This window comes from Paenibacillus sp. HWE-109, assembly GCF_022163125.1.
Classification (GTDB): Bacteria; Bacillota; Bacilli; order Paenibacillales; family NBRC-103111; genus Paenibacillus_E.
The window spans coordinates 1,701,308-1,725,479 of the sequence record NZ_CP091881.1 but is presented as its reverse complement, the minus strand read 5'-3'; the positions used below and the strand labels follow the sequence as shown (position 1 = coordinate 1,725,479).

19 protein-coding genes are annotated in these 24,172 nt (G+C 44.7%); 7 read left to right on the top strand and 12 right to left on the bottom strand.

What is annotated here, in order from left to right; translation table 11 throughout:
- Positions 1-131 precede the first annotated feature (131 nt).
- The 9 genes from LOZ80_RS06950 to LOZ80_RS06910 form a co-directional block, all read right to left on the bottom strand.
- Positions 132-752, bottom strand: a complete 621-nt coding sequence (locus tag LOZ80_RS06950; RefSeq protein ID WP_238170739.1) for a stalk domain-containing protein — start codon at positions 750-752, stop codon at positions 132-134.
- A gap of 440 nt (positions 753-1,192) precedes the next feature.
- Positions 1,193-1,483 (bottom strand): hypothetical protein, encoded by a 291-nt coding sequence (locus LOZ80_RS06945; protein ID WP_238170738.1) that lies wholly within the window; start codon positions 1,481-1,483, stop codon positions 1,193-1,195.
- A 90-nt stretch (positions 1,484-1,573) separates the two neighbouring features.
- Positions 1,574-3,640: a methyl-accepting chemotaxis protein gene (locus LOZ80_RS06940; RefSeq protein ID WP_238170737.1), complete on the bottom strand. Its 2,067-nt coding sequence runs from the start codon at positions 3,638-3,640 to the stop codon at positions 1,574-1,576.
- A gap of 188 nt (positions 3,641-3,828) precedes the next feature.
- Positions 3,829-4,566, bottom strand: coding sequence for a class I SAM-dependent methyltransferase (locus LOZ80_RS06935; RefSeq protein WP_238170736.1), 738 nt, complete (start codon positions 4,564-4,566; stop codon positions 3,829-3,831).
- A gap of 61 nt (positions 4,567-4,627) precedes the next feature.
- Complete coding sequence (locus tag LOZ80_RS06930) at positions 4,628-5,110, bottom strand: hypothetical protein (RefSeq protein ID WP_238170735.1); 483 nt, start codon at positions 5,108-5,110, stop codon at positions 4,628-4,630.
- 806 nt (positions 5,111-5,916) lie between these two features.
- The gene (tatA, locus tag LOZ80_RS06925) at positions 5,917-6,114 is read right to left on the bottom strand and encodes a twin-arginine translocase TatA/TatE family subunit (RefSeq protein ID WP_238170734.1); all 198 of its coding nucleotides are present in this window, start codon (positions 6,112-6,114) and stop codon (positions 5,917-5,919) included.
- 34 nt (positions 6,115-6,148) lie between these two features.
- Positions 6,149-6,877 (bottom strand): twin-arginine translocase subunit TatC, encoded by a 729-nt coding sequence (gene tatC, locus LOZ80_RS06920; protein ID WP_238170733.1) that lies wholly within the window; start codon positions 6,875-6,877, stop codon positions 6,149-6,151.
- A 41-nt stretch (positions 6,878-6,918) separates the two neighbouring features.
- Entirely contained in the window at positions 6,919-8,640 is a 1,722-nt protein-coding gene (locus LOZ80_RS06915) for a GMC family oxidoreductase (protein ID WP_238170732.1), read from the bottom strand.
- Positions 8,641-8,672: 32 nt separating this feature from the next.
- Positions 8,673-9,443, bottom strand: coding sequence for a gluconate 2-dehydrogenase subunit 3 family protein (locus tag LOZ80_RS06910; protein WP_238170731.1), 771 nt, complete (start codon positions 9,441-9,443; stop codon positions 8,673-8,675).
- 155 nt (positions 9,444-9,598) lie between these two features.
- Here LOZ80_RS06910 and cccB point away from each other — a divergent pair, with 155 nt between their 5' ends.
- The 4 genes from cccB to LOZ80_RS06890 all read left to right on the top strand — a co-directional run bounded on the left by cccB (position 9,599) and on the right by LOZ80_RS06890 (position 13,261).
- Complete coding sequence (gene cccB / locus LOZ80_RS06905; protein ID WP_238170730.1) at positions 9,599-9,961, top strand: cytochrome c551; 363 nt, start codon at positions 9,599-9,601, stop codon at positions 9,959-9,961.
- Positions 9,962-10,087: 126 nt separating this feature from the next.
- Positions 10,088-11,404 (top strand): MFS transporter, encoded by a 1,317-nt coding sequence (locus tag LOZ80_RS06900; RefSeq protein ID WP_238170729.1) that lies wholly within the window; start codon positions 10,088-10,090, stop codon positions 11,402-11,404.
- A 193-nt stretch (positions 11,405-11,597) separates the two neighbouring features.
- A complete protein-coding gene (locus tag LOZ80_RS06895) occupies positions 11,598-12,185 on the top strand; it encodes a TetR/AcrR family transcriptional regulator (protein ID WP_238170728.1) in 588 nt (195 codons plus the stop codon).
- Positions 12,182-13,261, top strand: a complete 1,080-nt coding sequence (locus LOZ80_RS06890; protein ID WP_238170727.1) for a DUF418 domain-containing protein — start codon at positions 12,182-12,184, stop codon at positions 13,259-13,261. Before LOZ80_RS06895 ends, LOZ80_RS06890 begins: the two co-directional genes overlap by 4 nt.
- A gap of 40 nt (positions 13,262-13,301) precedes the next feature.
- Here LOZ80_RS06890 and LOZ80_RS06885 read toward each other — a convergent pair whose 3' ends face one another.
- The gene (locus LOZ80_RS06885) at positions 13,302-14,207 is read right to left on the bottom strand and encodes a helix-turn-helix transcriptional regulator (protein WP_238170726.1); all 906 of its coding nucleotides are present in this window, start codon (positions 14,205-14,207) and stop codon (positions 13,302-13,304) included.
- 129 nt (positions 14,208-14,336) lie between these two features.
- On the opposite strand from LOZ80_RS06885, the gene yicI reads away from it, so the two are divergent.
- The gene (yicI, locus tag LOZ80_RS06880; protein WP_238170725.1) at positions 14,337-16,658 is read left to right on the top strand and encodes an alpha-xylosidase; all 2,322 of its coding nucleotides are present in this window, start codon (positions 14,337-14,339) and stop codon (positions 16,656-16,658) included.
- 19 nt (positions 16,659-16,677) lie between these two features.
- Here the strand turns inward: yicI and LOZ80_RS06875 are convergent, their stop codons facing one another.
- Entirely contained in the window at positions 16,678-17,784 is a 1,107-nt protein-coding gene (locus LOZ80_RS06875) for a diguanylate cyclase (protein WP_238170724.1), read from the bottom strand.
- Positions 17,785-18,401: 617 nt separating this feature from the next.
- The gene (gene ybaK / locus LOZ80_RS06870) at positions 18,402-18,875 is read right to left on the bottom strand and encodes a Cys-tRNA(Pro) deacylase (protein ID WP_238170723.1); all 474 of its coding nucleotides are present in this window, start codon (positions 18,873-18,875) and stop codon (positions 18,402-18,404) included.
- Positions 18,876-19,050: 175 nt separating this feature from the next.
- Between ybaK and LOZ80_RS06865 the strand changes: the two genes are divergently transcribed.
- Both LOZ80_RS06865 and LOZ80_RS06860 read left to right on the top strand, forming a co-directional pair.
- Positions 19,051-21,369 (top strand): beta-propeller domain-containing protein, encoded by a 2,319-nt coding sequence (locus LOZ80_RS06865; protein ID WP_238170722.1) that lies wholly within the window; start codon positions 19,051-19,053, stop codon positions 21,367-21,369.
- 457 nt (positions 21,370-21,826) lie between these two features.
- Entirely contained in the window at positions 21,827-24,148 is a 2,322-nt protein-coding gene (locus LOZ80_RS06860) for a laminin G domain-containing metallophosphoesterase family protein (protein WP_238170721.1), read from the top strand.
- Positions 24,149-24,172 lie beyond the last annotated feature (24 nt).

The following is a 24,172-nucleotide window of genomic DNA, read 5'->3' as shown; positions in this document are numbered from 1 at the left end:
AAAAATACAACGCTTAGCAAGACTTATTCGTTTATATTGGCCACCGTATTATTTAATGCTTCATTGGGTTACAAGTAAATCATAGAATTACCAAGGTTCAACCACGATGTGTATAACTCATGGGTAATTACTTATTCCATCAAATTAATTCCTGAAGATCCATCCGTAAGGACATAATAATTATATACCCATCTATCCTGTTTGAACCCTGAAACAATAGAATCAATTTGCCCATCATTTGTCCACGTAATATAAAGTTGAGCTCCGATACTTCCATTTTCTAAACCACTAAAATCCAAATTATTTTGTGATGACTCTGAGTATTTATAATCATTTCTAGCCGAAATATCATATCTCCAAATTTCTTTTTTAAAATTATTGGTGATTTTGGAAGGCTCTCCAAAAATCGATATGATGTGATTTTTGTCATCTCCTACATGTATTCGATATTGTATTTGCCATATTTTTTTTTCCGCCTCGTTATCACCACTAGGCTCAGTCATAATAGAGATTGTGTTATCCTTATTTCTGTAATTAATACCTTGATTTAATTTTTCTGCAACAAAACGTACAGGTACATATGCATGACCCTTATAGTTAAGCACTGCGTAGTCATCCCCTAATTCATGGGATTTTCCATTGATTTCAAACTGAACAGGCCAAAGTAATGATTGAATCGAATCTGATGCGTAAATAACCGACGATGTAGAAAGAACTGCTCCAAAGATAAAACCAATAATATATTTCTTCATAAACTCACTCTCCATGTTTTATAATATAAATATTTATGTAATATACGACGCTCCTAAGCTTGTCTTTGTTTCCATAAAGGCTAAGGCTAAGACCATAGCCCATTTCCTTAAACAGCTTTTGTCCAGATAATTCTATAAACTCCGCAACAACCTCCCAAGACAATTTAAAAAGAGGAACAAAAATTTTCATTTTGATTCATAGCCAGACTCAAAAGACCTAAACTTTTGACGACTTGATCCCGCTTGTTTTCCCGGTATGTGCTGCAAAATCCCTTAAAAATAATGCTCTATTATTTTGGATATGGCTTGATGCTGTTCTTCCCCTTTTGAGGTTAAAGCAAAGCGATTTATATTGGCTCAATTGATTAGATCCGGAGTTTATGGCTGTAACAACTTATGACATTCTTTTTGGAATTTGCTTACTTGATTTTCTTTTTTCGTTATGCTTCAGAACCAACTCCAGCAATAATTATATTTACTAGCAACACCATGTGAATAGATTCAAGTCGAAGCTGGGGAGGAATCAACTCACTAGTCATATTGTTTATAGCAAACAGCAGCAGCTCCAAATCCTGTTCAATGTCTCCCGTACTGACAAGCGAATCAATTTCATCCGTCAGCACAGCGAACAAAACAGGCATCGGATCATAAGCAAACTGGGTCCATTGCTCGCGTGTATCACTTGGCCGGCCTTCTCCGAGCAGCAATCTTCGTATAAAAAACGCTTCCATATGTAGCATTCATCTACAAAGTTGGGATAAGCCAACAAACAACAACAAAAAAGAAGCTGCAACCCGGGCAGCTTCTTCACACAACAAGGGTTATTTTACTTTGAACTGCGCCGAGAAATCAGCGAGATTCTTCGTTAAGCTGTCGATGCTCGCCACCATGCCGGCAAGGGTTTGAACCATGGAAGATTGATCTTGTACAGTAGCCGTTACTTCTTCTACAGATGCGGAAACTTCTTCACCGGAAGCGGATAAGCTTTGCGCGGACTCCAGCACATCATCTTTATCTTGTTCCATATGGATAACATCGCCTGCCATTGATTGAATTTGATCGGTTATATCCTTCACGTGTTCTTGGATCACCGTGAACGCTTGTTGTGTTTTACCAACGAACTCATCTTGTTTCAAGGCAATCGACTGAATTTCACCCACACTTTGATTGTTCTCATCGACATGTGAAAGCGTCATTCGAATGATTTCATTAATTTCTCCGGACTGCTTGGAAGATTGCTCGGCTAATTTGCGGATTTCATCCGCTACAACAGCGAAGCCTCTTCCATGCTCGCCTGCTCTTGCCGCTTCAATCGAGGCATTCAGCGCCAATAGGTTCGTCTGCTTGGCAATATCGCCTATCGTCCCGGTAATGGTGCGAATGTGGTTGGAGCTTTCAGCCAGTAATCCCGTAATCGCCGATATTTTTTGGACTTCTTGTTCATTCCTTTGATTGATGTCTATCAAATTCTCGATAATTTCCTTGTTCGTATCAAAAACTTCAAGAATCGCTTCCGAACGTTCCTTCACGGATTGTGTTTTACTGCCGATCGTTTCTATCTTTTCGCCCAATTCATAGAACTTGCCTACAATCGTTTCCGTCTCATTAGACTGCGAATCCATGGCTCTTGCGATTTCCATCGTGGTTACGGACGTTTCCTGAATCGATTGCGCCGTTTTCTTCGACGTTTGTTCCAATTCGCTTGTGCTTGTATTCAACACCTCAATGGAGGTGTTCATATGACCGATTAATTCTTTGTTTTTTGCTACCATGGTATCAAAGCTATCAGCTAGCTCGCCGAATTCGCCATTATATTTGCCTTCCGTTCGCACTGTCAAATCCCCGGAGGATAGCTTCTTGAACAGAACTACCAGCTTCGTAATAGGAGACGTAATGCTTCTGGAAATCAAGATACCAGCCAACAAAGCAATAACAACAGCAGCAATCGTAATCATAACGATTTTTGTCATCAAATCATCTAAAGGTCTTTGAATATCACTATAGTCATCCGCAACAACAATCATCCAATCTGCTCTCGGGATCTTCGCATAGCGAATGTACGTTTCCTCGTTATCGAGATTTCCCATCAAAAGTTGGTCAGACGCTTTTTGCTTAAGAACATCCGCATATTGCTCGGATTCTAATTTCTTCCCAATCATATCCGGTACTGTCGAGTGATAGATAATGGTTCCTTGGCGGCTTACGACAAATACCCGTCCTTCTTCGTTAATGGTAATCCCTTTCAGCTTATTGACAAATAGCGATGTATCAATGGTGAGAATACACACGCCAAGAACTGTGCCATCTTCACCTTTTACGGGCTGCGCGAAAACATTGACCAACGTACCTGTCGTCTTGGAGATCAATGCGTCACTGATAGCAAATTTGCCCTGCATGGCTTCTTTGAAATAATCGCGTTCCGAAAGATCGGCTTTCAACGACCCCGGATTGTTGCTGGCAATTGTAGTTCCTTTATTATCAACGAGTGTGATCGTCTGGATACCTTGTGTACCTTTTATGCTTTGCGCAAGTAAGGCATTCGTCTTGGCTTGCAGTTCATTTTTGGGAGCGAAAAAGTCTTGATCTGACAAGGTTTTTTGATTTCTTAGCTTCAACAAATCCTTCAGTTCACCTTCGACCGATACCAGGTAAAGACTCTGCTCCTCCAACTCAGCAGTGGATTGCAAATATTGTCCGATTCGTTCTACATTCGTATTGATCTCATCTTTGCTTTTCTTCATCACAATTTGGGACCCGAACATATACGTGCATATGCTCGTTGCTGCAAGTACAAGAATGACTAACAAGCTGATCCAAACAGGCAGTTTGACTTTCAATGAGACTTGTGAAAATGACCTTCGACGCTCAGTACCTTGTGTTTTCATCATGTTGGCTCCTCTTTTAAACAATATTGTAGTCTATAATCTACTTCTATCCACTATCTTTATCGGTTGCAGCTGAACAAAAATTCATATCATGATGCGAAAGATTTCCTAACATCTGACCGTAACCTGATAGAAATAAAAAAAAGGCTTCCTCTGCAAGGTTTTCAACCTTGTGGGAGAGCCTCATCTAGCTAATTCGTCTTGACCGCTGCCATCAACAGGAAGATGGGGCGACGGGTTTCATCCTTCATTTCGGGAATCTGCTCCAGTGCTTCTTGCGTTGGTTGAGGCTCGGCAATCCTTGTCAGCTTAAATCCAGCCTCAATCAAAGCATTCATGTAGGTAGCAATCGTTCGATGGTATTTCACGACATCATGATCCAGAAACCTTGCCTCCCGGACACCTTCACTCTGGTAGTTGTCTACAGGCCAGTGCATCCGTTCGCCACTCGCGCCATAATGCCAATCCTGCGCAGCGAGTGCGGTAAATACCGGATGTTCCACGGAAAGGACGAATGTTCCACCAGGAGCTAAGTACTGATGCACCTTGCGGCATACGCTATCGATGTTCTCCACATAATGGAGCGCAAGCGAACTTATCACAACATCAAATTCCTCAGCCGCAAATTGGATGTCTTCAATCGCAAGCCTCCGATATTCGATCGCGGGATCATTATTATTGGCCCTTGCATAAGCCAGCATACTCTCAGACAGATCTACCCCAACCACGGATCGAGCGTTCTGCTCGCGCGCATATTGACAATGCCAGCCAAAGCCGCATCCAAGATCAAGAACCCGCTTGTCTCGAAGTTCAGGCAGCATCGTTCGGAGTACAGGCCATTCCCCAGCAGCTTTGAGCCCATCAATTGAACGGGGCATTCCACTGTATTTTTCAAAGAATGCAGGGTCATCATATTTGTTCTGTTTCATATTGAACACAAAACTCCTAACTTTGTAAAAGGTTATCTATATAATATCATATGCTGCCCTTTTATACCGCGCCGTAAGCTGTCCCCATGTCATCGTTTTGCATTTTCTGAAAATGAATTTGCAACGAGCCAAAAAAGGCTTTTCCTTGATTGTAATGCAGCTCACACTTATACCCGTACGAACGTGATGCCGATTGCAGCGCCTTGTATCCAGGCAACGCAGTAACTAACGTGATAATCCGTTTAATAACATGGTTCGGGACTTTGGAGAACATCGTCGCATTGATCCCATCAGCCACCGAAATAAAGCTGGGAAACGTACGCGTGTTGACATGCGAAAGTTTGACGTAGTCCGCAGCGATGACCAGCATATCTTTGTTCAAACGATTCAGATTTACCGTGATATCCTTGTAAAAGTAAATGCCAAAGCCCAGTTTGTTCGTCAATGGGTTCAATCTTTTTTTCCACTTCAACAGGGTGGCAGCCGCATAAGTGTCAAGTTGCTCCATCCAGGTATGCCAGCGAATGAATGATCTTTTTTTCATGAAGTACACCTTCGTTCCTATCTGTTAACGCCTATTTAGACGTTTATTTAATTTGACTCCAGAGGAAGCTGGTTTGTTCGCTAAAATGCATTGGTAAATGTAGGAAACAATCTTTTGAAAATCTAGTGCATGCCAGATGCGCTATTTCAAGCAATTAAATCACCATTCGGCCATTAAAGTGCCGGGTAGCGCCAATTCCGTTCATTACATCTTCAAAGTAGCTATTTTCCGGTCTATAAGCATCATACAGTTCATAAGATGCCCTTTGGGACAGAAAACCTCCAAAGCAAAGATATCTGCGGTGGAAGCTTATTATGCTAAATAAAAGCAGCTTTGCCGCCCTGAGAGATCAGCCTCATCTTAGCAGCAAAACCTAGTAAGGGAACTAGGGGACGCTAATTAGGCAAAAAGAAGGGATGCGAGGGGGATAGCGGAACTACAGGGTCTTATTTCCACAAAAAACGTTGAAATTTCCATAAAACAGCAAAATAACGTACTGTAGTTCCCTCAACCTCTCGATTCTGGCACTTTTGGCGAGAATAACGTACTGTAGTTCCCTCAACCTCTCGATTTTGGCACTTTTGGCGAGAATAACGCACCGTTGTTCCCCCAGCCTCCCGATAATGGCACTTTTGGCTAGAATAACGTACTCTAGTTCCCCCAACCTCCCGATTTCGGCACTTTTGGCTAGAATAACGCACCGTTGTTCCCCCATCCGCGCGAGGCAGCTGGAGTAACTCCGTATTCACTCCAGAACGCGCAAAAAGAGCTGCTCGAAAGCAGCTCTTCTTCCCTGAATCACGAAGTTACAATTGTTTCTTCGTTTCACTTTCAATACGCGGCTCGGGGTCGATATCCTCAATGATGTTGCGGGTCGAGTTGCGAAATTCACGGAGGGTATCCCCGAATGCCCTTCCTAACTGCGGCAGCTTGGAAGGGCCGAAGACGATTAAAGCAATAGCCAGAATCAAGATTAACCCTGAAACACCAATATTGTTGAACATGAGCATCTTCCTCTTTTCTTATGCTGATTAGCTTTTAGCTGTTTGCCGGACTTTGCTGCATGGATCGCCATTGCCAGCCCGCCACCATCACGCTAATTTCGAAAAGTAAAATGAGCGGCAGCGTGACCGAGAGATGGGAGATCATATCAGGAGGCGAGATACAAGAACCTGTAATGGCAAGTCCTACGTAGGCGTATTTTCTCGTCATTTTCAATCGCTGTGGGGTGAGCAAGCCAATTCTTGTGAGAAACAGTACGACAACAGGCAGCTCGAAGGCAATTGCCATGGGGAACACAATTTCAAACAGAAATGAAAAGTAACGGTCGATCCCGTATGTTTCCACAGCGCCGACTTTACGGTTCATGCTCATCATGAAGCGAACCATCATCGGGAATACCACCCAATAACTGAACGATACCCCGATGATAAACAGAGCGAATGAGACGGGAATGTAAGGAAGGGTGCTCTTGGCCTCTACCTCCGTAAGACCGGGCTTAACGAAAGCCCACACTTGATAGAGCAGCAACGGAACCGTGAACAGCAAAGCAACGAGGAACGCACATTTCATATAGATCATCAGCCCGTCTGTGAAGGAAAAAACGTTCCACGCAATTTCGCCCACCATAGGCTGCGATTTCATGTACTTTAGTATGCTCGGCGCCACATACAAGCCCGCACTAAACGTTAGTACAAACCAGGCAAGAATAATGATCAGTCGTTTGCGCACTTCGGTCAAATGTAAGATCCAATCTTCCTGTTCCATCCCATCCCCCCTTTAAACCATGTGATTCGCGCTGCTGGCGACTACACAATAATTCCACCCTGTTTCAAATATTTGGAAATACCTTCGACTGCTCGATAGGCTAGCGCACCAACAGTACCCGTAGGGTTATAGCCGCTGTTATGGGCGAAAGCTGACGCGCCGACAACGAACACATTCTCAACATCCCACATTTGCAAATAGGAATTAACTGCTGAAGTTTCAGGCTGTGCGCCCATAATCACGCCGCCTGTATTGTGTGTAGATTGATACGGAACGATATTGTAAGGTCCGAGCTGATCCGATGATCCAATGGTCGTCGCCTTCATTTCCTTCATGATTTCTGCGGATTTGCCAGCCACGAACTTGATCATTTGCCGGTCCTGCTCTTCGAAATCGAAGGTGATCCGTGGTAGCGGCAACCCATAAGCATCTTTGTAGGTCGGATCCAAATCCACATAATGATGCTTCCAAGGCATACTGCTGCCCTGCGGAGAAACAGCTAATACACTGTTCGCATATTTGAGAGACTGCTCCTTGAAGGCTTTCCCCCAGGACGGCGTTCCTTTGGGAACTGAGTTGGTCGCGATTGGCCGCTGCCCCGTTTGCGAAATGCGGATGCCTGCGCCATGAATAAAATTCAAGTCGCTGTGGTCGAAATTATCGCCATTGAAATCAGGGATTTCCATGCCCAGCGATCCAGCGCCTGCATATAAGTTGAATTCTTTATCGTCAAAAAAACCTGCTGCTGATCCACCATTGGTCTGATAGCAATAATTTTTGCCAATCACGCCTTTGCCTGTTACCGGATCGTAAGGCTTGCCTAATTTGGAAGTCAACAAGAGCTTTATGTTGTTGAACACGTAGCTAGCCATGATGACCACATCAGCTGGCTGTTCGAACTGTTCGCCTGTAACCGTGTTCACATAAACAACTCCGCTTGCTTTCTTGCCATCATTCAGCACTTGAATGACATTCGAATAGGAGCGCAGCTCGAAATTCCCTGTTTTCTGCGCGACTGGCAGCACCGTGACTACGGCATCCGCCTTTGCCCCGTATTCACAGCCGAAACGCTCGCAATAACCGCAATATTGACAAGCTGCCCGGGTTACCCCATCGGGATTGGTATATTGCTCAGATAGATTCGCCGAAGGCATCATGTAAGGATGATACCCCAATTTTTTGGTCGCCTCTTCAAATAGCTTTAAGACGGGCGTTTTGATCATCGGTTTCGTGGGAAAAGGGTTCGATCGCTTACCCACCATCGGATTTTGCTCCGCATCACCGGAGATGCCTGCCAGCTTTTCGAATTTATCAAAATACGGCTCTAATTGGTCATAGGTAATGCCCCAATCTTGTATGGTCATCCCCTCGGGTATTTTCTGCTTCCCGTATCGTTCAACTGTTTTGCTGTAAATCTCGAAATCGTATGGCAGGAAACGGTACGTTTGCCCATTCCAGTGTATACTGGCCCCGCCTAATCCCTCCCCAAGCAGGAAGGAACCATATTCGCGCATGGGCACTGCTGCGACTTTCTCTGTATTTCGAAACGTGACCGTCTCTTTGGAAAGATCCTGCATAAGATCATAGCGCTGAGCATAACGAAGCTCGTCATGCACCATATAGTAGTCTTGTGTTCCACGCGGCTTCCCGCGTTCCAAACCCAAGACTTTAACCCCTTGTTTGGACAATTCCGCGGCAATGATTCCGCCGACCCAGCCCATCCCAACAATCACTACTGGAACTTTTGGCATTTTTGTAGCCATGAGCTATTCCCTTCCTCACTATATAGATCTTATTAATGTGCAAAATGGTCATGCAAACTGCGTGGTTCCATGGCGACGAATTGATCCTTGTCCATAATGTTCGCGTAAGCCATCTGGTTGCCTGGATATTTGCGCAATTTCCAACCTTGCATATTCTTATTTCCTCCATAAAGAGGATCCGAATATACCCCCTCTATCGTCAGACTGCGAAACAGATTAAAAAAGGTTTTTCCCGTAATGCCGTTCACGACCATGATTTCGCCTTTTTCCATAGAGGTTAGAATCGCATCCTTCTCCTCAGGCGCCAAATCCACAAACGATTTGCTGTATTTGGTCTTGCTCGTATCTTCCATACTTTGCAGTCCCATCGTGATCAGCTCATGACGCTTAATGCTTTGATAGTCCCCCTGCGTGATTTCCCCTTTGACAAAAGGGCCTGTTCGGTACTCCCTGGAATTCACTCCCCAGGGACTCGCCAGCTGATGGTCGATATAGAAGGCGACGCCCAAGTCTGTCGCTCCCGGCCCCTTATCGTCCTTAGGGAAAATCCGCTCAGCGGCTGCTTCCGTAATTTGCAGTTGGCTTTGATTTAAGAACATCGGGGCTTGATTATAGTCTGCCGCCTGCTGCGGCGCCTGTGGTGAGGCAGATGGCGAAGGCGCTGCTTGTTTGTTGCCAAATTTACTCGATAGGGCGCTTCCGACAGCACCTCCCACAACGACTCCGCCAATGGCGGTCCCGGTATATTTCAAGAAACTGCGCCGCGACGGATCTGGCGATTTTCCTTTATGATCCTCAGCCAATTGTTCCTTCCTCCTTTGGAATTTATATGTAACTTTGCGTTGTTGAGGATATGATGAGCATTGGCCTTATTTATTATTCATTCTTTGCATGAAAAATTGCGATGTCGGGAAATGTAGTATCAGAACCTGATTGATGTGAAAGGAGAATTACAAGGATGAACAAATCATTTCTATGTCTATCTCTTTTGCTTGCCGTTTCCCTGTCTGCTTGTGGGAAGAGCAACACAACCAAGCCTTCCCCAACCACGGGAACTACCGGAACACCAGCAGCAACCAGCAGTGGGACCACAACAAAAGTCGATGCTCAAGCTGTCTTCAAAGCCAACTGTGTAAGTTGTCACGGCGCTAATCTGGAGGGGCTTGTTGGACCGAATTTGCAGAAGGTAGGCAGCAAGCTTTCCAAGGAACAGATCGTATCGATTGTGACGAATGGCAAGGGTGCGATGCCTAGCTTCAAAGGAAAACTCTCGGATGATGAAATCAGTTCCGTAGCCACTTGGCTCGCAGATAAAAAATAAGGCAGCATACAGATCGAAGGCTTCATCTTTGGGTATTCCTAAGGATGAGCCTTTTTGTTTTGAAATCATTCCAGAAGAGCGTATAATTTTATAATAATAAATTTGAACAGATAGGATGATATCCTTTTGAATGATAAAATCGTAATGCCTCTATGGACACTTGGACTTTTCATCGTCGTTATGAATACAACCATGTTCAATGTCTCCATTCCCAGCATCATCCAGGATCTTGCGATTTCTGCCGATCTTGGTTCGTGGATCATTTCCAGTTATTCGCTCGGCTATGCCTTATCCACAGTTATTTACAGCCGTCTGTCCGATATCATCTCGATTCGGCGACTATTGACCGTGGGATTATTAACGCTTGGATTGTCTTCCGTCTTTGGGGTTTTTGCGCATAATTTTCAGATGCTGTTGCTAGCCCGCATTCTGCAATCTGCGGGAGCCGGAGCAATGGCTGGATTGGGGCTGGTGTTGGCAAGCCGCTACATTCCTATCGAGAGACGCGGAAGAGCAATCGCGATGATCTCAGCAGGAAGCGCAATGGCTTTCGGACTTGGTCCGATTATTGGCGGTTTAATCAGTGAGTACTTTGGCTGGAACGGATTGTTCACAGTTACATGTTTGGTACTCCTCATCCTTCCGTTTCTTCTGCGCTTGCTGCCCAAAGATTCGCTTCCCGAGAAAGCTAACTTCGACATTTGGGGCGCTATTTTAACCATTAGCCATGCCATAACGCTGCTTACAGCTGTAACCCAGCAATCACTGATTTGGTTGGCAGCGAGTGTCATCTCGTTTCTTCTCCATGGATGGCACTTGAAAAGGAAGCAAGAAACATTCATCAACATAGATCTGCTTAAGAAACCAGGATACAGAAAACTCTTGGTCGTGGGTTTTTGTATTCTGGTACTCAATCTGGGCAATCTATTCCTGATGCCGCTCGCTCTTGCGAGTCTATTCAATAAATCAGCAATGACGATCGGACTGATGATCGCCCCGGGAGCGATTTTCTCAGCCATTATGACGCGCTTTGTGGGCCAATGGATTGATCGTTATGGCAATTTGCGATTTTTGCTAATCGGGCACATCCTTCTTGCAGCCGTTCTGCTGTTTTATTCGTTCAGTCTGTCTTATTCAGCTGTCATCATTCTCATCGGCTATCTTTGCTTTTCGCCTGCTTTCTCAGCCACAATGGCTTCGCTTAATAATGAAGCCTCGCGAATTCTGCCCAAAACGATGATCGGTTCCGGCATGGGACTCCTCCAACTGATTCAATTCTTCGGCGGCTCCGTTTCCGTTGCTTTATGCGGACTGCTCCTTGAATACCAAAAGGCAAGTTTGCCCGTTCATGCTTTTCAGCATGTGTACGAATTACTGCTAGCTGTAAGCTTATGCTCGATGGCTGCTCTGCTGTGGTATTGGCGGTCAGCAAAAAGGACCTAGCCTGCGCTAGGTTCTTTTTGCTGATTTATTGAGGAACGTCGATGCGCGCATTTTGCAAGACTATCTGCTGCATTTCCTTACTAGCTGTGCGTGCTGCCTTATTTTCATATTCCTATTGCTTTATCTCACACATTTAAGGTATAGTTTACTTACCGAACGGTAAGTAAGTAATTGAATAGAGGGGGAAATATCAATGAAACCAACTTCGACGTATGAAGATATCTTAAATACCGGGTATCGCCTATTCGCTGAACACGGCTTTGAGAAAACTAGCATGACCATGATCGCCAAGGAAGTGAAAATTTCCAAACCTGCTTTGTACTATCACTTTGTATCCAAAGAAGCCATGATCGATGTCCTGTTTGATGAAATATGTAAAAGCATCGGTTTCACTAGTTTTTTTCACATTCCAAACTACACAACGACTAATTTTAAAGAGAGATTGATCTCGGATGGCCTGAACGTCATCGCTCAGCAAAAAGAAGACGAAAATTACTCACGCATCATGCATCAGTATCAAGCGCTTGGCTTCAGGAACATGAAGTACTCGCAGAAATTGATCGAAGTTCTCGACGGATTTACATCGGGGTTTGCCGGACTGCTGCAGCATGGGGCTGCAATTGGGGTGATCCATGACACCGATCTGCTTGTGAAAGCGCAATTGCTGAATATGATCATATCGAGCATCGATAATTTTATCAGCTATGGGATTGAATGTAATTATGAAGACATATGGACCAAGGCCGTCCATACGATTGTAAGGAGAGTTGAGGCCACATGAGCGCGTCGGCACAACGAATCACAGCGCTTGATTTTGCTAGGGCACTGGCAATTTTCGGCATGATTATTGTGAATTATAAGCTTGCCATGGAGGCCGATAATGGCGGAGCGGCATGGTTAATCGCTGTAGCAGGACTGTTTGAGGGGAGAGCCGCAGCCCTCTTTGTCATACTCGCTGGCATTGGCGTGTCATTAATGACATCGAAAGCATATCTTTCACGCAATAAAGACCTTATTCGGCAAAACAGGAGTAGTTTGTTGAAGCGAGCCGGTTTCCTCCTACTAGCAGGTGCAGGCTTGCTTCTTATGGGTTGGAATGCCGATATTTTGCACTATTATGCGCTATTCCTGCTCGTCGCCTCAACGTTGATCACCTTATCTGATAAAAAAATACTCTTGTTGTTTGTTGGCCTGTTAGTAACCTCACAGTTCTTTTTGATCGTTTTTGATTATAGTCTTGGTTGGGACTCACGTTTTCATGTTTATACCGATTTTTGGACATTGGCAGGTTTCAGCCGCAATCTATTGCTCAATGGCTTTCATCCGTTTTTCCCCTGGTTTTGTTTTTTCCTAATTGGCATGTGGATCGGCAGAAAACGTTGGCTGGGTACGGAAAACAGAGCGAAATTGCTGATTTATGCTCTCTTGGGAACTGTTTTCTTCGAGACAGTCTCCTTCCTTCTTATTAAATGGAGCTATCCCTTCCTTGATCTAGAATCTGCTAGTTATTTATTTACGACCAAACCGATGCCCCCTACGATGCTGTATATATTATCAGCAACTTGTCTAGCTTTAGCAGTCATCGCTATCAGTCTTTATATGGTAGACATATGCGGCAACTTCCTTGTAGTTCGAATGCTTATGAATACCGGCCAGCTATCGCTAACGCATTATGTCGGCCACATCATCATCGGTTTGGGCTTTCTGGAGTTGATACATTTTTTGGAAAATGGCAATCTTTCCTTCTCCATTGCCTATGGCTGCGGCTATTTCATTATCGCTGTCCTCTTCTCCTATGTCTGGAGAAAATGGATGAAACGTGGCCCGATCGAATGGGTCATGCGACGGCTTAGTTGAATACTAAGCGGGAATGAGGATATGAATGTGCAGCTTCCATTCAGCCTCGCTCCCGCTTCTTTATGTCTTCATTTAATCTTTTGCGATACTGAGATGGGGTACAACCAAAATGCATTTTAAACACGCCAATGAAATAACTCAACGTGTTGAATCCAACATCCAACGAAATCTCGGTGATCTTCTTGTCCGTATCCTTCAGTAACAACGCCGCTTGTTTTGCTCGCAACTGATTTAAATAATCCATTGGGCTTTTCCCAGTAAAACCTTTGAAATACCGACAAAAATAGGACTCGCTAAAAGAGACAATCGCTGCAAGGTCCTCCAATCGAATCGCTGAGCTGAAGTTCGCCTGCATATAGGCAATAATCTCCTTTAATCGATCGATATGCGCCGGGTTAACAGGAAGCGGAAGTCCACGGAAAGAGGGCCCTCCGAGCATCATAAGCTTGGAAATTATCAACTGCAGATACGCCTTTGTAGAAAGCTCGAAGAGAGGTTTTTCGTTAAGATTAAGCTCAAACACTTGCCCAAGCAGTGTCAGAATCTCTCTTTCTTCCACTGTATCTTGACGAATTCGGACGGGAACAACATATTTCTGCTGGATCAGCGGGTTAATGTATTTCTCGCGAACGAGATCAAATCGGTCCCCTCCCAAGATATCGGCATGAAACACAATCGCAGTGAAGGAACATCCCTCATCCGTAACGATTTGACCGGAATGGAGTTGACCGCCATTCACGAATATGGCTTCTCCCGCTTCCAATTCATAGTCTTGCATGGAAACGCGAAATAGAGCCTCTCCCTTGGTAAGCATAAGGAATTCTAATTCGTCATGCCAGTGAAGTTCAAGCAGTTCCTCCCCAGGCTGGCAGTTGATTTCATAAACTCGGATCGGATACAGCGGGTCACCGTGTATGCGATCCTCTTTGAATTGTGCCTGCTCCATTGATGGATCTCCTTTTCTCAAGAAATCAATGTAATGTCAAAATACTGATATTAACAAGCAATATTCCGAAAGATCTAGAATTATTAAATCAATATAATGATATTACAACATTTTGAGAGGATGATGGCAATGAAATTTTCGAATGGTTATTGGATGGTCAAAGACGGCTACACAGTCCTTAATCCAGTCGATGTCCGCGATGTGCATCAAGAAGCGAACAGCCTGACTGTCTACGCCGCTGCAAGAAAGATTCAGCATAAAGGCGATACCTTGAATGGAGCCATGTTGACTTGTGAATTAAGCTCCCCGCTTCCTGATATTATCCGTGTACGTTGGACCCATCACGCTGGTAAGCGTTCGAATGGACCCGCATTTGATATCGCTGAAAATGAACAAACCCCCGTTTCAATCGATGAACGGGGGGACCATGTTACGCTGAAATCAGGTAGTTTAACCGTGAAAGTCAACAAACACCAGACCTGGGGCGCTGAGTTTTTCTTCGAAGACCGCCGTTTGACCGGAACCAACAGCAAAGGTGCGGGGCATATTACAACTGCGGATAAAGCGGTTTTCTTTCGCGAGCAGCTTGAGCTGGGCATCGGCGAACATATTTACGGACTCGGGGAACGTTTCACCAATGTCGTTAAAAACGGGCAAACCGTTGATATCTGGAACGAAGATGGCGGCACAAGCAGCGAACAAGCCTACAAAAATGTGCCCTTCTATTTATCCAGTAAAGGCTATGGTGTTTTCGTCAATCATCCCGAGCATGTATCGTTTGAAGTCGGCTCTGAGGTAGTGTCCAAAGTCCAGTTCAGCGTACCCGGTGAACAGATTGAGTATTTCATTATAGGCGGGAACACATTAAAAGATGTGCTGGGTAATTACACGAAACTCACGGGTAAACCCGCTCTGCCGCCTGCCTGGTCGTTCGGTCTGTGGTTAACGACATCCTTCACAACGGATTATGACGAAGCTACTGTGAACCGTTTCATCGACGGCATGTTTGAACGAGACATCCCGCTTCATGTCTTCCATTTCGACTGCTTCTGGATGAAAGAATACCAATGGACCAACTTTGAGTGGGATGCGGATATGTTCCCAGATCCGGTGGGCATGCTGCGTCGCCTCAAAGACAAGGGACTGAAGATTTGTGTCTGGATTAATTCCTACATAGGCCAGAAATCACCGCTTTTCCAAGAGGGCATGGATCATGGTTATTTGGTCAAAACTGTGGACGGACATGTGTGGCAGTGGGATCTCTGGCAAGCTGGCATGGGGCTTGTGGATTTCACCAATCCAGAAGCCACAGAGTGGTACAAAGGGCATTTGCGTCGCCTCATTGATATGGGCGTGGATTGCTTTAAAACCGATTTCGGCGAACGCATCCCAACCGATGTTCAGTATCACGATGGTTCGGATCCGCTCAAAATGCACAACTATTATACATTCCTATACAATAAGGCGGTTTTCGAAGTATTGGAAGAAAAACTTGGCAAGAACGAAGCCATGCTGTTCGCCCGCTCCGCTACAGCCGGAGGACAGCAATTCCCTGTCCACTGGGGCGGCGATTGCTCGGCTAACTACGATTCGATGGCAGAATCGCTCCGCGGTGGCCTCTCCCTTGGTTTATCCGGATTCGGATTCTGGAGCCATGACATCAGCGGCTTTGAGAAAACCGCGCCGCCTGATATTTATAAGCGCTGGGTCGCTTTTGGCCTGCTATCGTCGCACAGCCGCTTGCATGGGAATGAGTCTTACCGGGTTCCTTGGTTGTTTGACGATGAAGCCGTCGATGTGCTCCGACATTTTACAAAGCTAAAAAGCAAGTTAATGCCTTATTTGTTCGCAAGTGCAATCCAATCCACAGAGTTAGGAATTCCCATGATGCGCGCGATGGTGCTTGATTTCCCGGCCGATCCGACCGCACATCACCTGGATACGCAGTACATGTTAGGAGACAACCTCCTCGTTGCTCCCATCTTCAATGAGCTAGGTACTGTTCAGTATTATGTTCCCGAGGGGCGTTGGACCGATTTCTTCCATGGTCATGTGGTTGAAGGCGGCAAATGGCACCAGGAAACGCATGGCTATATGACACTTCCATTATTGGTTAAACCGAATACCTTGCTGGCTATTGGAGCCAACGACCAGAAGCCAGATTATAATTATGCGGAAAATGTGTCGCTTCATTTGTTTGAATTGGCGGATGGCGCTGCCGTAGAAACAACCATTTATGACATGCAAGCAAACAAACAAATGACGGTGAAAGCTACGCGCAGACTTGATGTTATTGATATCTCGGTTCAAGGGAGCAATCAACCATACACGATCGTGCTTAGAGGCATCCATCAAATCTCTGCGCTCGAAGGCGCATCTTGGACGAATTCAGATCATGGTATCGTGCTTGCTCCTGTGCCGGCTGCTTCTGCGATTTCGGTAAGTTTATAAAATCTTTGGTGATGGATAATTAGATCCCACCCAGAACCTCCTGGTTCGAACACACTTTATTCCTGCCATTCATTTTAGCTTTGTACAACGCTTTGTCGGCTTGTTCAATAAGTTCCTCCTTCGTATCTGGATACGTTGCAGCACCTATTGAAACCGTAATCTTGATGGTTTGACCATCATTAAGAACAAATTCATGTTTACTTATCGCACTTCGTACCCGATCTCCTACGACAAGTGCATGTTTATGCGGCAAATCGTAAAGTAAAATCGAGAATTCCTCTCCTCCATTTCGTGAGACAATATCAAAGGAGCGAGAGGCATTCTTTATTAATTTACCAAATTGTTTCAGCACGACATCCCCGTTGGAATGCCCATACGTATCATTTATCTTCTTAAAATGGTCGATATCTATCATCAGCAAGGACAACGATTCATTTTTCTCTATAGCTTTCTGCAACGAAACATTGAATACTTCATCAAATGTTCGATGGTTGTTCAACTCTGTCAGGAAATCAAACGTTGCGGCCTTTTCCATTCTTTGAAAATGAGATTTAGCTTTGACCAGGAAAGCTGTCAAGTAGCCGGCTACTCCCCCTCCAACCGTCAACATAATCACATAGATGAAGGCGGGCAAAAACCCTTTGGTCCCAAGATTTATGAAAAATACAATAGCTGTAGAGAAATTACAAACAACGAGCGCGTAGATCCATTTCTTCCAAAATGTCAAATTAAATCGGCTGATAACTCCAACAGCCAGGGATAAAAAAATGATATTTGAAGCCGCTATAACCGAAGTATGGCTTATTACGCCAAAGGCGAACAAACGCATAAAAAAGATCATAAGTCCTGTTAAAATAGAAGCATATATGCCACCAAAAAGCGCTGAAATAATAACAGCAATCTGCCTAAAGTCCAAAATGCTTCCATTAAACTCAACAGTAAAGACCATCAATACGATTCCAAGTATGCCAGCTGAGAACCCGATAAGAACTTTGGTGCTTATGGATGCCGTGGAATCCAAAGTCTTATTCTTAAATATAACTTGGCTGGTTAGAAACAAATAAGCTGTAACAATTGCAAAATTCGCAATCAAATCCCTGCATATACCGAATAGTGTATTATTCATTCCAGCACCCCCTAGTTGCTAATAACTTAACACGAATATGTCAAGAATTTATTAGGGTGTCGTTTTAAAACGTTACGGCCATTGTCAAACCTGCGCCAGATGACGCCGGGACATTTCCCAGGAAATCGGGCCGCATCGGACAAATCATCGAGTTAAAAAGTAGTGGCCTGCGAGCCTTCGCTCCTACTCAATATCGCATGCTGCACTAAGTTGCGTAAGAAAAACGGCTTCGCCGCCCTGAGAGATCAGCCTCTAAGTAGCGACAAAACCTATTAAGGGAACTAGAAGACGCTATATAGGCAAATAGCAGGGATTCTATGGTATTAGCGGAACTACAGGGTCTTATTTCCACGAAAAACGCTGAATTTTCCTTGAAACAGCAAAATAGCGGACTGTAGTTCCCTCACCCCCGCGATTTGGATACTTTTGGCTAGAATAGCGGACTGTAGTTCCCTCTGTTCGCACAAGGCGGCTGGAGTAACTCCGCGCTCACTCCAAAACATATAAACTTTTATATTTCCAAAAAGCCGCTGTCGGATGGCTCCGAATAGCGGCTTCTTGGTGTTATTGGCAATTTGGTTCACCCAAAAAAGGACTGTGAATAGTTCATCTCACCTTTAATTAACAATATCAACAAGCTGCCCTTCCGAAGCTGCTGCTACATCATCTCCGCGCAGGAAGATTTGCAGTCCACGACGGCCACCGCTAATGCTTACAAGCTCCATTGATCTTACGGACGATTGTATGTAAAAGGGGTACTTTTTCTTCATGCCCAGCGGCGAGACACCGCCCCTTATATAGCCTGTAAGAGCTTGAATTTCTTTGACAGAGACCATTTCAACCTTTTTATTGCCGCTTACAGACGCTAGGCTCTTTAGGTTTAATTCCTGATCTCCCGGAATACAAGCGGCAAGAATACCTGACTTGTCACCTCTTAGAATAAGAGTTTTGAATAACTCGTTGGGCTGCAAGCCCACTTTAACAGCAACAGTTGCCACATCCAATTGATTCTCATCCCAATCATACTCCTGGAGCTTATAAGGAATACGGAGAGAATCTAATATTCGGCATGCATTCGTCTTGTTTGACATAGCGACTCCTCTTTCATTTGAATACAACTATATTAACACCACTATCAGCTTCTCAAAAGGGACAAAACATTTGATAATCAATTATCCGATTACTGAAACATATTCCCCTGTGAAACCGTTAAGTAGATATAGAAAAATTTGGCATACAATTTTTAAGATGAAGGGATGAAAACATTTGAAGAAAAAAGTAAGGACCATCGGACTTCTGCTTAGCGCAATGATCTTAACATCCACGTTTACTCCAGTTGCCACGAAAGCCGCTCAAGAACCCGTTGTCCTGTTGGAGGGGCAGCCGATTGTTTTCTCCCAGCAGCCGATGAAGCTGGACGGCATTCTGATGGCATCGGTTCGGGATCTAGCCAAAATTACGGGGATGGATGTTACATGGAACGATACAGATCAGATGGCAATTGTTTCTCAGAACGAGTACGAGCTTAAGCTGCCTATGAATTCAGACGTTGCCTATGTGAACGGTAAAGCAAACACGATTTACGGCAGTACACAAATGGTAAATGGTACGATGTACGTTCCACTGCGATTTTTTATGGAAAGCACCAATTATGTGGTTCGCTGGGATTCTGCCACCAGCTCTGTGAATATCACGAAGCAAACGGACAGTTTGCCTGTTGTCGGCACCTATGACCACTTGCTCACTCTGCTCTCGCAGAATCAAAGCATTGGGAATATCAGAGTTATTCCCCTGGGTAAAACCGTTGTAACCGAAATGTCCACTGAAGCCATATCTCCAACTAGTGTTGATTCATCTAGTGCTAAGAAGGACTCGACCACAGCAGTTGTTCCCGAGTATTCCAGTACGAATGTTCAAGTGCAAGGCGTGGATGAATCCGATGTTGTCAAAACAGACGGAACCTACATCTATACGGTTAACAGACAACGCATTGTCGTTACTCAGGCTTATCCTGCCGATCAGATGAAAGTGCTGAGCATTCTCGATTTCCCCAAAAATCAAAGCGCGCAGTTCCAACCTAGTGAAATCTACGTGGATGACAAACATCTTATCGTGATCGGCAACTCTCTCAACTACGATACACCAGTCCCTTATAACGGCCCGGCTGGCCTCACAGAAAAGCGACTCATCATGCCGATGAAGTCCCAAGGTAACGCTAAAGTTATGGTTTACGATCTCACGGATCGAAACAGTCTGAAGCTTGTGAAAGAAGCTGAGCTTGAAGGAAACTACATCTCCTCTCGCAAAGTCGGGTCGTCACTGTACTTTATCTCCAATAAGTTTGTGAATTACAATCGATATCAGAAAATAAAGAAGCATGATGATGAAGTCTTAACAGACCTTGCCCCGGCCTACCGGGATTCAGTCTCAGGCGATTCTTTTACCAAGATTCCATTAGATCAAGTCTATTACCTGCCTAAAGCCATAGAGCCTAACTATGTGCTTATCGGGAGCATTAATCTTAATGATTTGCAACAGACCATGAACGTCACTTCTTATCTCGGTTCTGGACAAAATGTGTATGCCTCCGAAGAAAACTTAACTATCGCCGTTACGAATTATGAACAGCAATCGTTCCAACCAGAAACGATTATTTATCAATTTGGGCTAAAAGCAGGGAAAGCAACGTTCACGAATACCGGCAAAGTGCCAGGCCGTTTACTGAATCAATTTTCCATGGATGAACATAATGGGCATTTCCGGATCGCGACGACAACTGGCGAAATGGGGCGGACAGATGAAGGAACATCGATGAACCATGTTTTCATCCTTGACGCTAACCTGAAAATGACAGGTAAAATTGAAAATATTGCGCCTGGGGAAAGAATCTATGCCGTGCGTTTCATGGGTGACCGGGCTTACATGGTTACTTTCAGAAACACGGATCCCCTTTTTGTTATGGATTTGAAGGATCCAGCTGCACCGAAATTACTAGGTGCGTTAAAAATTCCTGGCTATAGCGATTATTTGCATCCCTATGATGAGAACCATGTGATTGGCTTCGGCAAAGATACGATCGAGGTTGACCTCAAGAATTCGCAAGAACCGCAGTCTATCGCCTATTATCAAGGTATGAAAATGGCGCTGTTCGATATCACCGATGTGAATCATCCTAAGGAAAAATTCAAGGAACTGATTGGTGACCGAGGAACGGATTCCGAGCTGCTGCACAATCATAGAGCTTTACTCTTTTCCAAGGAAAAGAATTTACTCTCGTTTCCTGTCAATGTGATGAAATTTGATGCTTCTAGTAACACTAACTCGGTAAGCTCGTATGGTACTTTTGCTTTTCAAGGTGCTTACGTATACAAAATCGATTTGGACAAAGGCTTCCAGCTCCGCGGCAGTATCACCCATCTCAGCGAGGATGATCTGAAAAAAGCAGGGCAATATGTTCAGGCAGGCGATAAACAGGTACAGCGCGTGCTATACATCGGGGATACCCTGTACACCATCTCGAACGATTTAATTAAAGCGAACGATCTGGCCACGCTGCAGGAGAAGAACACGCTGATTATTCCGTAGTCCTTTTCACGGAAATTTGGGATTGGATCGGACTGATACAAAAACATCTTATTTCCATCATAAACGCAGGCTCTTAGCGGCTTGCGTTTTTATTGTGTCTATTCTTTAAAAAAAACAGCATAATACAGCATTTAAAAGTATTTAATTGTTATATTTATTAAAAAGTCGTAATTAAATATTGTATTATGCGTTTTTTTCCTTATAATTGGAATTAAATAAGCTAACAAATATTACCTTTTAAAATATAGGAAGCGCTTCCAACTTAAGTCAATCCCCCCCCCTATCCGCTCACGAGTGTCACTCATTGCAAGCACTGTGCGGGAGTCAGTCAGTGGCGGCTCCCCTGGATGGTGTGTCAACGTTGCGCAGTTTCCGGAGCTGTGCCAAGCGAGAACATTGGTGATCCAAACGAGCTTGATTATACATTTAAATTTGAACCTAACCGAGGAGGAAATTCATGTTGCAGATTAAACGTATGTTAAGAAACAGCATTTCCACAGTTTTGGTCTTCGCTCTCCTGCTAGCCGCAATAGGGAACGTATCCGCCGATATTAGTGCTGCCGAGCGTAAAAGTCTGAAGTTTCAGCCAAGCAACTATGGCATCATGGACAAGCCCGTAGAGAGCATTCCAGCGACCGTGGAAGTGTGGGTCAAGTTGAAACCAAATGTAAACACGCGTCAGATTATCATCGGCAATTATAAAGACGGCAGCCAAAACAGTTGGTCGTTAGAGCTAACCGTAGACAATCGACTTCGCTATTGGGAACAATATTATGATGCACAAGGTGCAAGACATGATATTTACGATCTATACGTAACAGGTGTTGACGTGGCAACGAATGAGTGGATGCTTCTCTCCGTTGTTCGCGATGTTGTGAACAAGAAGATTATATTCTATAAGAATGGTACAAAAGTGTTCGAGAGAACCGGTTATACCGCTATTGCGCCTTACAATACGCCTTCGTCACTGCCGATGTTTGTAGGTACGGATCACAGAAAGAGCACGTGGCTGAACGGGGAGATTTCTGAAATCCGTTTGTGGAATCAGATGCGCACACCAGATCAGATTAGCCAATATGTAACGACTGCGTTGACAGGCAGTGAGCCTGGATTAACTCATGCTTGGCGGCTAAGCGACGATGCGGGCACGTCGCCAACCACTGCCTTCAGCGATTTCGTAAGTACGAATCCGATCAAGATCACAACGGAGGGCTTTCCGCTCGCCTTCAATGCTGCTGGTGTTCGCTTTGCAAACAGCGACGTACAATATGCCATGAAAAATAAACTGCCGGAAATTCCGCGATCCTTCGAGGCTGTGATCAAGCTGCCTTCACAAGGTAATCAGGGCGGCGTTATTGCCAGCAATTTCATGGATGCAGGCTACTATGACTATGATCTGCCTTATGTCAACTTTGAAGTGACCGCACAGGGAGAGCCTAGACTTTATTGGAAGAAGGATTTGAACCACCAAAAAAATGATCAGAACATCGTTATTACTGGCGTGAATTTGCGCCAGGACAAATGGGTACATGTCGCCATGACGTTTGATGAAACTACGGATCAAGTGAAATGCTATATCAACGGCGTGCTGGTAGCGACTCGAACCAACGCCGTTTTCCAACCGGACATTCCAGCGATGCCGCTTAAGATTGGCGGCGATTATCGTGTAGGAAACACGCAATATTTCAAAGGCGAAATCGCTTCTCTTCGCATGTGGTCAACGGTCCGCACCGAGCAACAAATTGGCGCTAACATGGTGACCGAACCTGCGAATCAAGCAGGTTTGCTGGGCAGTTGGCAGTTTAAAGCGATGGTGAATGGCGTCTATGCAGACAAATCGCCGCAAAGAAACGATGTTTCGACATTCGCAGATTGGATTGCCCCTTCACTGGCGCAAGGCGATTACAGTATGGTTGTACTACCGGATACGCAAATTCTAGCCAAATCGTATCCAAATAAATTTTATAATATGATGAATTGGATTAAGAATAACAAGTCCGCCTACAATATTAAGGCTGTGATGAATTTGGGGGATATCGTGGATGGATGGGACAGCGGTGCACAGTGGCAGGTGGCACAAAATGCTTATAATATCCTGGATGGCGTCGTTCCCTATATGCCTCTGCCGGGGAACCATGACTTTCCAATGCAACTGAACCGCGAAGCCGTTCAATACAACCAATATTTCCCTTACGCTAAATTTTCTCCGATGTCTCATTTTGGCGGCGCATACAAAGTAGGAGATATGAGCAATGTCTACTATTATGTCACGGTGGGCAACAAGCAATATATGATTTTCAGTCTCGCATATGGACCAAATGAAAGTATTTTGAATTGGGTCAACCAGCAAATTGCTGCGCATCCTGAGAAAAATGTTATTCTTGCGACGCATGCCTATATGTACTGGAACGGGGAGCATCTCTCCAACCAGTACTTAGACTACGCTTCTACGCAACTTAGCGATGCCAAAAATGGCGACGAGATCTGGAATGAAGTTGCCAGCAAACATAAGAATGTCATCCTTGTCTTGTCCGGCCATATCGGTTATCCGGATATCGTTAAACGGGTAGACACGGGAGTGTACGGCAACCGGGTGAATCAACTGCTTACGGATGCGCAAGGCTTGGACTGGCGATACGGTGGATACGGTATGTTGATGCTGTTAACCTTCCATACTAATAGCAACAAGGTGGATGTCAACTGGTATTCAGCCGACAAAAACCAATTGTACCGTGCGAAAAATCAATTCACGATTGACATGGACTATATTTCTCCGTGACCTCCTTTTCAACAGATACATCGC

Excerpts from the sequence above, each read along its gene's own strand:
- LOZ80_RS06950 (WP_238170739.1), bottom strand. The coding sequence starts at position 752 with ATGAAGAAATATATTATTGGTTTTATCTTTGGAGCAGTTCTTTCTACA.
- LOZ80_RS06945 (WP_238170738.1), bottom strand. The coding sequence starts at position 1,483 with ATGGAAGCGTTTTTTATACGAAGATTGCTGCTCGGAGAAGGCCGGCCA.
- LOZ80_RS06940 (WP_238170737.1), bottom strand. The coding sequence starts at position 3,640 with ATGATGAAAACACAAGGTACTGAGCGTCGAAGGTCATTTTCACAAGTC.
- LOZ80_RS06935 (WP_238170736.1), bottom strand. The coding sequence starts at position 4,566 with ATGAAACAGAACAAATATGATGACCCTGCATTCTTTGAAAAATACAGT.
- LOZ80_RS06930 (WP_238170735.1), bottom strand. The coding sequence starts at position 5,110 with ATGAAAAAAAGATCATTCATTCGCTGGCATACCTGGATGGAGCAACTT.
- tatA (WP_238170734.1), bottom strand. The coding sequence starts at position 6,114 with ATGTTCAACAATATTGGTGTTTCAGGGTTAATCTTGATTCTGGCTATT.
- tatC (WP_238170733.1), bottom strand. The coding sequence starts at position 6,877 with ATGGAACAGGAAGATTGGATCTTACATTTGACCGAAGTGCGCAAACGA.
- LOZ80_RS06915 (WP_238170732.1), bottom strand. The coding sequence starts at position 8,640 with ATGGCTACAAAAATGCCAAAAGTTCCAGTAGTGATTGTTGGGATGGGC.
- cccB (WP_238170730.1), top strand. The coding sequence starts at position 9,599 with ATGAACAAATCATTTCTATGTCTATCTCTTTTGCTTGCCGTTTCCCTG.
- LOZ80_RS06895 (WP_238170728.1), top strand. The coding sequence starts at position 11,598 with ATGAAACCAACTTCGACGTATGAAGATATCTTAAATACCGGGTATCGC.
- LOZ80_RS06890 (WP_238170727.1), top strand. The coding sequence starts at position 12,182 with ATGAGCGCGTCGGCACAACGAATCACAGCGCTTGATTTTGCTAGGGCA.
- LOZ80_RS06885 (WP_238170726.1), bottom strand. The coding sequence starts at position 14,207 with ATGGAGCAGGCACAATTCAAAGAGGATCGCATACACGGTGACCCGCTG.
- yicI (WP_238170725.1), top strand. The coding sequence starts at position 14,337 with ATGAAATTTTCGAATGGTTATTGGATGGTCAAAGACGGCTACACAGTC.
- LOZ80_RS06875 (WP_238170724.1), bottom strand. The coding sequence starts at position 17,784 with ATGAATAATACACTATTCGGTATATGCAGGGATTTGATTGCGAATTTT.
- ybaK (WP_238170723.1), bottom strand. The coding sequence starts at position 18,875 with ATGTCAAACAAGACGAATGCATGCCGAATATTAGATTCTCTCCGTATT.
- LOZ80_RS06860 (WP_238170721.1), top strand. The coding sequence starts at position 21,827 with ATGTTGCAGATTAAACGTATGTTAAGAAACAGCATTTCCACAGTTTTG.